At 65.0% G+C, this 11,570-nt stretch carries 11 protein-coding genes; 5 read left to right on the top strand and 6 right to left on the bottom strand.

Annotation, left to right across the window (positions count from 1 at the left end; translation table 11 throughout):
- Window positions 1-9: 9 nt before the first annotated feature.
- The 3 genes from FJ956_RS17995 to FJ956_RS17985 form a co-directional block, all read right to left on the bottom strand.
- Window positions 10-1,383 (bottom strand): glutamate--cysteine ligase, encoded by a 1,374-nt coding sequence (locus FJ956_RS17995; protein ID WP_140643885.1) that lies wholly within the window; start codon window positions 1,381-1,383, stop codon window positions 10-12.
- 206 nt (window positions 1,384-1,589) lie between these two features.
- Window positions 1,590-2,324 carry a 16S rRNA (uracil(1498)-N(3))-methyltransferase gene (locus FJ956_RS17990; protein WP_140679274.1) on the bottom strand — a complete coding sequence of 245 codons (735 nt, stop codon included), beginning with the start codon at window positions 2,322-2,324 and terminating at the stop codon, window positions 1,590-1,592.
- A 31-nt stretch (window positions 2,325-2,355) separates the two neighbouring features.
- Entirely contained in the window at window positions 2,356-3,003 is a 648-nt protein-coding gene (locus FJ956_RS17985) for a hypothetical protein (RefSeq protein ID WP_140679272.1), read from the bottom strand.
- Window positions 3,004-3,088: 85 nt separating this feature from the next.
- Here FJ956_RS17985 and FJ956_RS17980 point away from each other — a divergent pair, with 85 nt between their 5' ends.
- Window positions 3,089-3,787: a type 1 glutamine amidotransferase gene (locus FJ956_RS17980; RefSeq protein WP_140679270.1), complete on the top strand. Its 699-nt coding sequence runs from the start codon at window positions 3,089-3,091 to the stop codon at window positions 3,785-3,787.
- A gap of 292 nt (window positions 3,788-4,079) precedes the next feature.
- Window positions 4,080-4,211, top strand: coding sequence for a hypothetical protein (locus tag FJ956_RS31035; protein ID WP_281405622.1), 132 nt, complete (start codon window positions 4,080-4,082; stop codon window positions 4,209-4,211).
- 41 nt (window positions 4,212-4,252) lie between these two features.
- On the opposite strand, the gene FJ956_RS17970 is transcribed toward FJ956_RS31035, so the two are convergent.
- The 3 genes from FJ956_RS17970 to FJ956_RS17960 form a co-directional block, all read right to left on the bottom strand.
- Window positions 4,253-5,020, bottom strand: a complete 768-nt coding sequence (locus tag FJ956_RS17970) for a metallophosphoesterase (RefSeq protein ID WP_140679266.1) — start codon at window positions 5,018-5,020, stop codon at window positions 4,253-4,255.
- A 63-nt stretch (window positions 5,021-5,083) separates the two neighbouring features.
- Window positions 5,084-6,220: an alpha-hydroxy acid oxidase gene (locus FJ956_RS17965; protein WP_140679264.1), complete on the bottom strand. Its 1,137-nt coding sequence runs from the start codon at window positions 6,218-6,220 to the stop codon at window positions 5,084-5,086.
- 20 nt (window positions 6,221-6,240) lie between these two features.
- Complete coding sequence (locus tag FJ956_RS17960) at window positions 6,241-7,044, bottom strand: FCD domain-containing protein (protein WP_140679262.1); 804 nt, start codon at window positions 7,042-7,044, stop codon at window positions 6,241-6,243.
- A gap of 207 nt (window positions 7,045-7,251) precedes the next feature.
- Here FJ956_RS17960 and FJ956_RS17955 point away from each other — a divergent pair, with 207 nt between their 5' ends.
- The 3 genes from FJ956_RS17955 (at window position 7,252) to glcE (ending at window position 11,569) form a co-directional block, all read left to right on the top strand.
- Window positions 7,252-8,574: a DUF3422 family protein gene (locus FJ956_RS17955; RefSeq protein WP_140679260.1), complete on the top strand. Its 1,323-nt coding sequence runs from the start codon at window positions 7,252-7,254 to the stop codon at window positions 8,572-8,574.
- Window positions 8,575-8,736: 162 nt separating this feature from the next.
- Entirely contained in the window at window positions 8,737-10,233 is a 1,497-nt protein-coding gene (locus FJ956_RS17950; RefSeq protein WP_140679258.1) for an FAD-linked oxidase C-terminal domain-containing protein, read from the top strand.
- Window positions 10,234-10,351: 118 nt separating this feature from the next.
- On the top strand, window positions 10,352-11,569 hold the full coding sequence (gene glcE / locus FJ956_RS17945) for a glycolate oxidase subunit GlcE (protein ID WP_140679256.1): 1,218 nt from the start codon (window positions 10,352-10,354) through the stop codon (window positions 11,567-11,569).
- Window position 11,570: the final 1 nt, after the last annotated feature.

The following is an 11,570-nucleotide window of genomic DNA, read 5'->3' as shown; positions in this document are numbered from 1 at the left end:
CCCGGACGGTTAATAGGCATACTCCATGAACACCGGCTCGATCGAGCCGCCCCAGCGCGTGTGATAGGCCGACAGCATCTCCTCGGCGCTGGTGGTGCCGCGCGCGACCACTTCGTCGAGTGTGTTGAGAAACGAGGTCTCGTCATAGCCGTCGCGGTTCTTCTTGCCGCGGTTCTTGAGCCCCATGCGCGAGATGGCGAGCACGTCGCGGGCGACGTCGCGCAAGGTGGCATTGCGGAATGGCGCCGCAATGCCTTGCTCCGGCACGGCGTTGCGCATCGCCAGGGCTTCTTCGTAGGTCCAACTCGCCGTCAGCGCCTCGGCGGCATCCAGCGCCTGCTCGTCATAGAGCAGCCCGACCCAGAAGGCGGGGAGGGCACAGATGCGCCGCCACGGGCCGCCGTCGGCGCCACGCATTTCGAGGAAACGTTTCAGGCGCACGTCGGGAAACAGGGTCGAGAGATGGTTTGCCCAATCGCCCATCGTCGGCAGCCCGTCGGGAATCTCGTTGCGTGCGGCGCCTTCCATGAACTGGCGGAACGTGTAGCGCGTCATGTCGTGATAATGGCCGTCGCGGATGACGAAATACATAGGCACGTCGAGCGCCCATTCGACGTAGTCGGCGAAGCCGAAATCGGGCGAGAAGCAGAATTCGAGCATGCCGGAGCGCTGGTTGTCGGTATCGCGCCAGATGTCGCCGCGCCAGCTCTGCAGGCCGTTCGGCCGGCTCTCGGTGAAGGGCGAGTTGGCGAACAGCGCCGTCGACAGCGGCTGCAGCTTCAGCGACACCTGCATCTTGCGGCGCATGTCGGCTTCGCTTTCGAAGTCGAGGTTCACCTGGATCGTGCAGGTGCGGTACATCATGTCGAGGCCCTTGGTGCCGACCTTCGGCATGTAACGGGTCATGATCTCGTAGCGCGACTTCGGCATTTTCGGCGTGTCGGCAAGCGACCATTTCGGGCTGCCGCCAAGGCCGAGGAAGCGGATACCCATCGGTTCGGCGATCTCGCGCACCTGCGCCAGATGCGCATTGCCCTCGCGACAGGTCTGGTGGATCGATTCCAGCGGCGCGCCGGAAAGCTCGAACTGGCCGCCGGGCTCCAGTGAGATCGCGCCCTGGCCGGTCGGCTCGACCAGGCCGATGATGCGGCCGGCATCCATGATCGGATCCCAGCCGAGCTTCTCCTGCATGCCTTCGAGGATGGCGCGGATGCCGCGCTCGCCGCCATAGGGCACCGGCGCGTTGCCATCGACGTAGAAGGGGAATTTTTCATGCTCGGTGCCGATGCGCCATTTGTCGCGCGGCTTGTTGCCGGCGGCCAGATAGCCAACCAGTTCGTCGATGCCTTCGATGGGCTGGGTATCGGTTGTGTCGCGCGCCATCTAGCCCCTCCGTGCGCATGATCTCCGAAAACCGGCACCGATTTCCGCTGGACGTCCTGCGCAAGACTTTAAATGTTACAGCGCCCCCTGCTCCTCGAAAAGGAGGCGCGGTGCTGCAGTGGCCGGACGGCCGCCGGCGCTAGATGGACGAAATGTCAGTAGCCGATCAAGCAAAAAATCCTGAGCCAGGCCTCAACAGGATTTGATCACCAGTCGCCGATCGTCGCCTGGATGGCGGCAAGCGCTGCCACCGCTGCCGTATCGGCGCGCAGGATGCGTGGCCCGAGCGGAATGGCGGTGACGAAAGGCAAGGCCCTCAGCATCTTGCGCTCGTCGTCGGAAAATCCGCCCTCAGGTCCGACCAGAAGCGCAAGTTTCTTCTCGCTTACCGCTTGCAAGGCCGGCAGCGGATTGTTTGTCGAGGCATCCTCGTCGCAGAAGATCAGCCGCCGTTCCTTGTCCCAATTGGCAAGAAGCCGTTCCAGCTTCTCCGCTTCGCGCACCTCCGGCACCGCCAGGATTCCGCATTGCTCGGCCGCCTCGACGACATTGGCGCGCAGCCGATCGATGCCGGGCTTCGCCACCTGCGTGTGCTGGGTAATGACCGGCTGCAGGGTGCCGGCGCCCATCTCGACAGCCTTCTGCACGAGGTAGTCGAGCCGACCCTGCTTCAGCGGTGCAAAGCAATAGACGAGATCGGGCAGCGGCGGCTGCGGCCGCTGCAGCTCGAGCACCTTCAGCCGGACCGCCTTCTTGGACTTCGCGGCGATCGAAGCCGACCATTCGCCATCGCGGCCGTTGAAAAGCAGGACCTCGGCGCCTTCGCCGAGCCGCAGCACATGCGCGAGATAATGGCTCTGCTGCTGTCCGGCGTCGAATTCGAGGCCGGGCCCGAGATCGTCCGGCACGAACAGGCGTTGCATCTTGTAATTGGCGCGCATGGCTGAGCAATGGGCGAGGCGATGGGTATCGTCAAGTATCGGCGGTCGGATGCCAGACCGGCGCGAAGCCTTGCCGCAGTACCGCGATGCTGGTCGCCGGCGTCAGCAGGCGCAGCGGCCGGTCGGCAAAGCGATCGAAGGCAATTGGACTGGCGTAGCCCGCGAATGACCATTTGCGTGCCTTGCCCTTACGCAGCGCATAGGCAACGTCGCCTTGCGCGATCATCGTTGCATCAGGCAGGCCGCCAAGCTCCGGCACGGTCACGAGGGGCGGTTGTCCGCCCGAGGCCAGCCGTTCCTTGTGCAGCCGCTTGTCGACCATCGGCGCGCGGGGGAGCTCGATGCCGAACGCTTCGCCGAAGCGGCTCACGAAATCGGTCGCCCGTTCGCGCCGGCAGAAGAAACAGGGCCGATGGCCGGCGGCCAAAGCCGTCACCTCGTCGAGGAAGAACAATTCGGTCCAGCCGGCCTTGCCGCCGGGCCGATTGCGGCCCATCGGCTCGCGCCGCACATTGCGGAACTGGCAGACGCAGATGATCCAGGCCGGCAGGGCCCAACGCTTGTTCAGCAGCGTCCTGGTCTCGGGATCATGGATGATGCCGCGGTTGCCGGTGAACAGGCCACGTTCCGGCACGGCATGGATAGCGCCGAAGGGATCGACCCGGTTCTGCAGTGGCATAGCTTTCTCTCCGCCGCGCATCTTGGCTGAAACAAGGGCCGCATGATATCGCTCGCCCCAGCGCTTTCATGTCAGTAGGTTTTCGATGCGGGTCTTGGTCGTCCAGAATTTCGACAATGAGGGCCTTGGCCAGATCGGCGCGGCCCTTGTGGAAGCCGGCGCCGACATCGATCTGCGCAAGCCTTACCACGGCGAAGCGCTGCCGCAGGACAGCAGCGAGCATGACGCCATGGTGATGTTGGGCGGCGCCCAGAACGCGCTCGACGACGATGTCTGTCCCTATTTCCCCGCATTGCTGGATCTGACACGCGATTTCGCCGACAAGGATCGCTCGGTGCTCGGCATCTGCCTTGGCAGCCAGCTTGTGGCGCGCGCCTTCGGCGGCACCAACCAGATCGGCGGCGCCACCGAGTTCGGCTGGCATAAGGTGTCGCTGACGCCGGCCGCCAAATCGGACCCGGTCCTGGCGGCGCTGCCAGAGAAATTCCCGATCTTCGAATGGCATGACGACACGTTCGGCCTGCCGGAAAACGCCGTGCGGCTGGCCGGCAGCGCGGTCGCAGAAAACCAGGCCTTCCGCCTCGGCCGCGCCGTCTATGGCTTCCAGTTTCACTTCGAGGCGGATACGCCGATGGTGCGCGACTGGAGCACCTCCTTCGCCGCTATGATCGCCGAGCGCCATCCCGACTGGAACGACCGCCTCGGCGACGAGTTGGCCCGCAATGGCCCCGATGCCGATGCCGCCGGGCTAGCGATAGCCCGCGCCTGGGTGGCGACGATCTGATCATTCAGGCCTTCCTCGCCGGACGTGGCATATTTGGCACGCCTGTCGACTTCCGCCTGGGGAAAACACTCTTCCTTCTTGGTTTGTGTCCGGCCGCTCGCCTAAGAGGGCGCGCTTTGTATCGTCGGTGCAACCGCCATGAACCTTTTGTGTGATCCAGCCGACACACCGGCGATACAGAATCTGCTTAGAAGCGCGAAATCGTCGAAACATTGAGACGCATTTTACCGTTTCAACGCATTGGTAACCGCCTCGTGCTCAGATGCAGAAAGCTTAACCAGAGATGACGTCCGTGAAAGCAGCTCTCCTGTCTTTTGTCATGCTGTCTGCCATCGTGCTCTGCGGCCTGGGCATTTATGCCGCCGACGCAGCGAACAACCACCGGGCCGTCGACGGCTACGGCGTCACCGCCTCGCTGAACTAGATCCCGACAAAATCTGAGGCACGTCCGCGCCGGGATCGCGCCTAAAGCGCCTTTCCCTGCACGGTGAGGATGCGTTTGTCGCCGCCATCGACGGCGAGCGCGCTCAGCGTTCCGGATTTCCAGGCAAGCGTGTCGACATTGACGCGGTTGGCCCTGACCTCGGCCTCGGGTACCGGCGTGTGCCCATGCACGATCACCTTGGGAAAGAGACCCGGGTGGTCATGGAAAGCGTCGCGGATCCAGATCAGGTCCTGCCGGCTCTGACGGTCAAGCGGCACGCCCGGCCTTATCCCTGCATGGCAGAAGAAGAAGTCGCCGAAACTCACCGAAAAAGCCAGCGATTGCAGGAAATCGACATGGCTGCGCGGCACCGCTTTCACCAGGGCCATATGTCCCTGCGCGATCGCTTCCGCCTTGCCGAACCAATGGGCGTCGCGCACAAGATCCACGCCATAGGACTGTGCCGTCTGCACGCCGCCGTAGTTCATGAACAGGCCGTCCGGCTCGGCATCGGCAAGGAATTCGAGCATGCCGATGTCGTGGTTGCCGGCGAGCATGATGTTGCGCGGATCGCGTTTCTGCGCCTCGATCAGGAAATCGATGACGCTTCTGGAATCCGGTCCGCGGTCGACATAGTCGCCGAGATGGATGATGCGCCAGTCCGCCCCGGGCGCATATTCCAGCTCGCTCTCGATGCGCCGGTGCATGGCGGCGAGCAGGTCGTGCCGCCCATGCACATCGCCGATGGCGTAGAGCCGCATGCCTTCCGGCCCGCTTGCGTCGAGGTAGTGGATGCCGGTCTCGGTCAAGGCGGGTGTCTTCCCCCGTGCGGGATATCGGGGCGAAGCTAGCGCAGGCAGGTGAACAAGCCCCTAGCGGCGCAACTGCTCCTTGCCCATGTCGGCGACGAGGCGCTTGCCGCACAGCGCCAGCGTGATGTCCATCTCCTTGCGGATGATTTCGAGCGCCTTGGTGACGCCGTCCTTGCCCATCGCGCCAAGGCCATAGAGGAAGGGTCGGCCGATATAGGTGCCCTTGGCGCCGAGGCAGAGCGCCTTGAGCACGTCCTGGCCGGAGCGGATGCCGCCATCCATATGGACTTCGATCCTGTCGCCGACCGCATCGGCGATCTCTTCCAGCACCGAGATCGAGGAGGCGGCGCCGTCGAGCTGACGCCCGCCATGGTTGGAGACCACGATGGCATCGGCGCCGGTCTGCGCCGCCATCAAGGCGTCTTCCTTGTCCAGAATGCCTTTCAGGATCAGCTTGCCGCCCCAGCGCTCCTTGATCCAGGCGACATCCTTCCATGACAGCTGCGGATCGAACTGCTCATTCGTCCAGGAGGACAGCGAAGAGACGTCGCCGACGCCCTTGGCATGGCCGACGATGTTGCGGAAGGTGCGGCGCTTGGTGCCGGCGATCCCCAGGCACCAGCGCGGCTTCAGCGCAAGGTCGATGATGTTGGCAAGCGTCATCTTGGGCGGCGCCGAAAGCCCGTTGCGGATATCCTTGTGGCGCTGTCCCAGGATCTGCAGGTCGAGCGTCAGCACCAGCGCCGAGCACTTCGCCGCCTTGGCCCTGTCGATCAGGTTGAGCACGAAATCCTTGTCGCGCAGCACGTAGAGCTGGAACCAGAACGGCTTTTTGGTCGCCGAGGCGACATCCTCGATCGAGCAGATGCTCATGGTCGATAGGGTGAACGGAACGCCGAACGCTTCCGCCGCCTGCGCCGCCAGCATCTCGCCATCGGCATGCTGCATGCCGGTAAGCCCGGTCGGGGCGAGCGCCACCGGCATTGCCACGTTCTCGCCGATCATGGTCGATTCCAGCGAGCGGTTGCTCATGTCGACCAGCACGCGCTGGCGGAATTTTATCTTGCCGAAATCCTCTTCGTTGGCGCGGTAGGTGCTCTCCGTCCAGGCGCCGGAATCGGCGTAGTCGAAGAACATCTTCGGCACCCTGCGGCGTGCCAGGTCCTTGAGGTCGGCGATGGTGAGGATTTCGCTCATGATGGGTTCCCCGCTAATGGCTAGGAGCGTTTTCGTGTGGGTTCGATGTCGCCGGCGTCCGAGCGTTGTCTAAGGCGCAGCCTGGACACGCGCTGCCAGTCGCCGCTGCGCTCGGCTTCCGCCATCGAACGTTCGACATAGGTGATGTGGTCCATCGCCGCCTTGCGCGCCGCGACTGGGTCTGCCGCCTTGACCGCCGCGTGTATCGCCCGGTGCTGCTCGAGCAGCGCCTCGCGCGCGCCGGGCACGCTGAAAACCAGCAGCCGGTTCTGGAACACGCCCTCCGAGAGCAGCCGGTAGCAGGAGCGCAGCGTGTGCAGGAGGATGATGTTGTGCGCGCATTCGCACACCGCATGATGAAACTCGACGTCGATTTCCGCCTCGTCGTCGAAGTCGCCGGTCCGGTGCGCCTCGTCCATGCGCGCCATGATCCCGTCGAGCAGCGCGAGGTCCTCCGGCGTCGCGCGCCGCGCCGCATATTCGGCCGCCACCGCCTCGATCTCGCGCCGGTATTCCAGATAGTCCGTCACCGCCTTGCGGTGCGTGGAGATAAGGTCCGTCACCGGCTTGGTGAAGAGCTGGCCGATGACGTCGGCCACATGCGTGCCGCCGCCAGCCTTGGTCGTCAGTAGCCCTCGGCCTTCCAGCGCCTTCAGCGCGTCGCGCAGGATCGGCCGCGACACCTCGAACTGGCGCGCCAGCTCGCGCTCCCCGGGCAGCCGGTCGCCGGTGCCCAGCACGCCTTCGAGGATCAGGCTCTCGATCTGCTGCACCACCTCGTCGGCGGTGCGCGAATGTTCGATCCTGGAGAAAATGTCGCTCAAAGGGATGCCTGGAGAACGGAACGGAGATCGCTCAGATTAAAGCCTCTGTCGCCAACTGGTCAAATTATTTATCCAATTCGTCCAGTTTGGTCGCAGAGTTCGCCTCGCGTCACCCTCCCCGGACGCCGATATTTGCTGTTTACGCGTCCCGCCGATTGCCGCAAGACGACCGGATTGCACGATGGGTCGAAACCAGGGGGACCAGCCGTGTCGGACGAGACGTCCAAACTCGAATTCCAGCCGCGCGCCCAAGGCAGCGTGATGGGCTTCCCGGCGCATGAGGGGCGACCTGGCGCGCTGGGCGAAGTCCATGCGCGTCCGCACCCGCTGATCGAGAAGCCGCGCGTGCTGATCCAGCTTTCCTTCATGACCGAGGGTGGCGCCGCTGTCGACCATGCCGTGCTCTCGGAATTGTCGCGGCGGCTAGGCATCGCCGCGCCCGAGCGCAATGCGCGCCACCATGCCATGAAATGGGGCAAGGGCACGCTGCGCTGGGAGCGGCATACGGAATTCTCGACCTATCTCTGGGAAGGGCCGCTGGCCGAAAACGGCCGGGCGCAGGAGGATTCGCCCTTCGGCAATGGTTTTTCGCCGCCGGGCACCGTGATTTCCGGCATCCGCCTCGAAATCCGCAAATGGACGCAGGCGAGCGAAAAGCTGGTTGCCGGCTTCGACCCGACCAGCCTGTGCTATTCGCTGGTCGAGCGGGGCGCCGCCGCCATCGTCACCGATTTCCGCCAGGACGGCGACGGCCTGACCCGCATGCTGGTGCTCGATCGCGGCCTGACGCCAGCCAGCACCGGTGCCTTGTCGCAGCGGCTGATCGACATCGAGACCTATCGGACGCTCGCCATGCTTGGCCTGCCGATGGCGTTGACGCTGTCCGGCCGCGCCCGTCGCATCGAGGATCGCCTGGCGCAGACGACGCTGGAAATGAAGGCGGTCGAAACCCGCGACAGCCAGACGCTGCTCGCCGATCTTACCGAACTTGCCGCGGAGCTCGAAGCCGACGCCGCGTCCAGTCTCTATCGCTTCGGCGCCAGCCGTGCCTATGACGGTATCGTCACCGAAAGGCTCAAAGCGCTGGATGAAGAGCCGGTGCAGGGTTTTGACACCTGGGCGGGCTTCCTCTTGCGGCGCATGGCGCCGGCCATGCGCACCTGCCGCTCGGTCGAGGAGCGCCAGGCGAACCTGTCGCGAAAACTCACCCGCGCCACCACGCTGCTGCGCACCTGGGTCGACGTCGAAGTGGAGAAGCAGAACCGCGACCTGCTCGCCTCGATGAACAACCGCGCGCGGCTGCAACTGCGCCTGCAGCAGACGGTCGAAGGCCTGTCGGTGGCCGCCGTGTCCTATTATGTCGTCGGGCTCGTCGGCTATGTCGCCAAGGGCGCCTCGATCTTCGGCCACGCTTTCGCGCCCGAAGTCGTTACCGCGGCCTCGGTGCCGGTCGCCATCCTGCTGGTATGGTGGGGCGTGCGCCGTGTACGCAAGATGCATTCGGAGCCGGCGAAGCATCCGGGCGAATAGGCGGCCAAACTTCATCGAGCGCGACCCAGGCCGCAGCGGCAGATTGCCGCTGCGGAAGCTTGCGGTTACGCTTGGCGCCGTGCGCGACCAAAGCAGCGTTTGCAACGGATGCGACGGACTGGTAAAAGATTTTGACCAGTCAAGCGAGATGAGGCCCGCCCGATGTCCGGCCTAGCCATGCCCAAGCCCGATGCCGAAACGCTGCGCCGTCGCGCCGAGATCGTCGCCGACATGCGCATCATCGTGCCGGGCGAGGGGGTCGTCGACGCGGCCAACGAAATGCGCGCCTTCGAGAGCGACGGCCTCACCGCCTATCGGCAATTGCCGCTGGTCGTCGTGCTGCCGGAAACGGTCGCCCAGGTCTCCCGCGTCCTGAAATACTGCAACGAGCGCAACATTCGCGTCGTGCCGCGCGGCTCCGGCACCTCGCTTTCCGGAGGCGCGCTGCCGCTCGAGGACGCGGTGCTGCTGGTGATGAGCCGCTTCAACAGCATCCTGGCGATCGACTATCCGAACCGCGTCGTGGTTGCCCAGCCCGGCGTCACCAATCTCGGCATCACCACCGCCGTCGAGCAGGAGGGCTTTTACTATGCCCCCGATCCATCCTCCCAGATCGCCTGCTCGATCGGCGGCAACGTCGCGGAAAATTCCGGCGGCGTGCATTGCCTGAAATACGGGCTCACCGCCAACAATGTGCTGGGCATCGAGATGGTGCTGATGAATGGCGAGGTGGTGCGCCTCGGCGGCAGCCATCTCGACCAGGAAGGCTATGACCTGCTCGGCGTGATGACCGGCTCCGAAGGCCTGCTCGGTGTCGTCACCGAGGTCACCGTGCGCATCCTGAAGAAGCCGGAAACGGCGCGCGCGCTGCTGATCGGCTTTCCGACCAGCGAAGAGGGCGGCCAGTGCGTCGCCGACATCATCGGCGCCGGCATCATTCCCGGCGGCATGGAGATGATGGACCGCCCGGCGATCCACGCGGCGGAAGATTTCGTCCATGCCGGCTATCCGCTCGATGTCGAGGCGCTGCTCATCGTCGAGCTCGATGGTCCAGGCGTCGAGGTCGATCACCTGATCGGCCTCGTCGAGGCGATCGCCTATCGCAACGGCTCGACCACCTGCCGCATCTCTCAGTCCGAGCAGGAGCGGCTGAGCTTCTGGGCCGGCCGCAAGGCAGCTTTCCCGGCCGTCGGCCGCATCTCGCCCGACTACTACTGCATGGACGGCACCATCCCGCGCAAGGAACTGCCCAGGGTGCTTGCCGGCATGCGCGACCTTTCGCAGAAATACGGGCTGGGCGTCGCCAATGTCTTCCATGCCGGCGACGGCAATCTGCACCCGCTGATCCTCTATGACGCCAACGTGCCGGGCGAGCTCGACAAGGCCGAAAGCTTCGGCGCCGACATCTTGCGGCTCTGCGTCGAGGTCGGCGGCGTCTTGACCGGCGAGCACGGCGTCGGCGTCGAGAAACGCGACCTGATGCCGGAAATGTTCAACCAGATCGACCTCGACCAGCAGATGCGGGTGAAATGCGCTTTCGACCCCAACCATCTGCTCAACCCCGGCAAGGTGTTTCCGCAACTGCGCCGATGTGCGGAACTGGGAAGGATGCACGTGCATCGCGGCCAGGTGGCGTTTCCGGATATTCCGAGGTTTTGATGGGGGCTCAAATTCGCATGTCGGCGTTCCTTCGCGCGAAGGAACTCGGCCTGTCTCGGGCTTCGCCCGAGCCACCTCTCCCCCGCGTTGCGGGGGCGAGGAACCAGGTCCAGGCAAAATGACCACCTTCGCTCCATCCTCTTCCGCCGAAATCCTCTCCACCGTCCAATGGGCAGCGTCGGAGGAAACGCCTCTGGAAATCCTCGGCCACGGCTCGAAGCGCGACATCGGTCGCCCATTGCAGACCGAGCACACACTCGACCTCTCGCGCCTCACCGGCGTCACCCTCTACGAGCCGGCCGAACTGGTGCTGTCGGCCCGCGCCGGCACTTCGCTCACCGAGCTCGAAGCGCTGCTGACCGAAAACGGCCAGCAATTCGCCTTCGAGCCGATGGACTACGGCCCGCTGCTCGGCGGCGAGCCGGGCCAAGGGGGTAAGAACGGCACGATCGGCGGCGTGCTGGCTTCGAACCTGTCCGGCCCGCGACGGCTGAAGGCGGGCGCGGCGCGCGACCATATCCTTGGCGTCGCTGCCGTCTCGGGGCGCGGCGAGGCGTTCAAATCGGGCGGCCGCGTCGTCAAGAACGTCACCGGCTACGACCTCTCAAAACTGATGGCGGGAAGCTGGGGCACGCTCGCCGTGCTGACCGACGTGACCTTCAAGGTCCTGCCGGCGGCGGAAACCGAGGTGACCCTGGCCATCCGCGGCTTGCTCGACGATGCCGCCTTCGCCGCCATGGCGCTGGCGCTCGGCTCCAGCGCCGAAGTGTCGAGCGCCGCGCATCTGCCGGAGCGCATCGCCGCGCGCGTTGCCGGCGGCAAGCACCGCAGCGATGCCGCCACGCTGCTGCGGGTCGAGGGGTTTGGGCCTTCGGTCGTCTATCGCATCGAGGCGTTGAAGCAACTGCTCGGCAAGGCGGGTCCGCTCGAAGAGATCGCGGGCGAGGCGTCGAAGATGATCTGGCGCGATATCCGCGATTGCCGGCCTTTCGCCGATGGCGGCACGCGGCCGGTCTGGCGCGTCTCGATGGCGCCGTCTGAGGCGCATCACATGGTGATGGCGCTGCGTATGCAGGCGGCGGTCGATGCCTTCTATGACTGGCAGGGCGGCCTGGTGTGGCTGTCGATGCGCGAGGACGATCCAGAGGCCGAGCTGCTGCGCGGCTTGATCCGCAAATATGGCGGCGGCCACGCGACGCTGGTGCGCGCCGCCGCCCCGCACCGTGCGGCGCTGCCGGTGTTCGAGCCGCAGCCGCCGCATCTCGCGGCATTGTCGGCGCGGCTCAAGGCTGAGTTCGACCCGAAGAATATCCTCAATCCCGGCCGCATGGGTTAGG

This window comes from Mesorhizobium sp. B2-4-3, from assembly GCF_006442815.1.
Taxonomy (GTDB): domain Bacteria; phylum Pseudomonadota; class Alphaproteobacteria; order Rhizobiales; family Rhizobiaceae; genus Mesorhizobium.
Note: the sequence above shows the minus strand (reverse complement) of the source record. Positions and strands in the feature narration are given on the sequence as shown.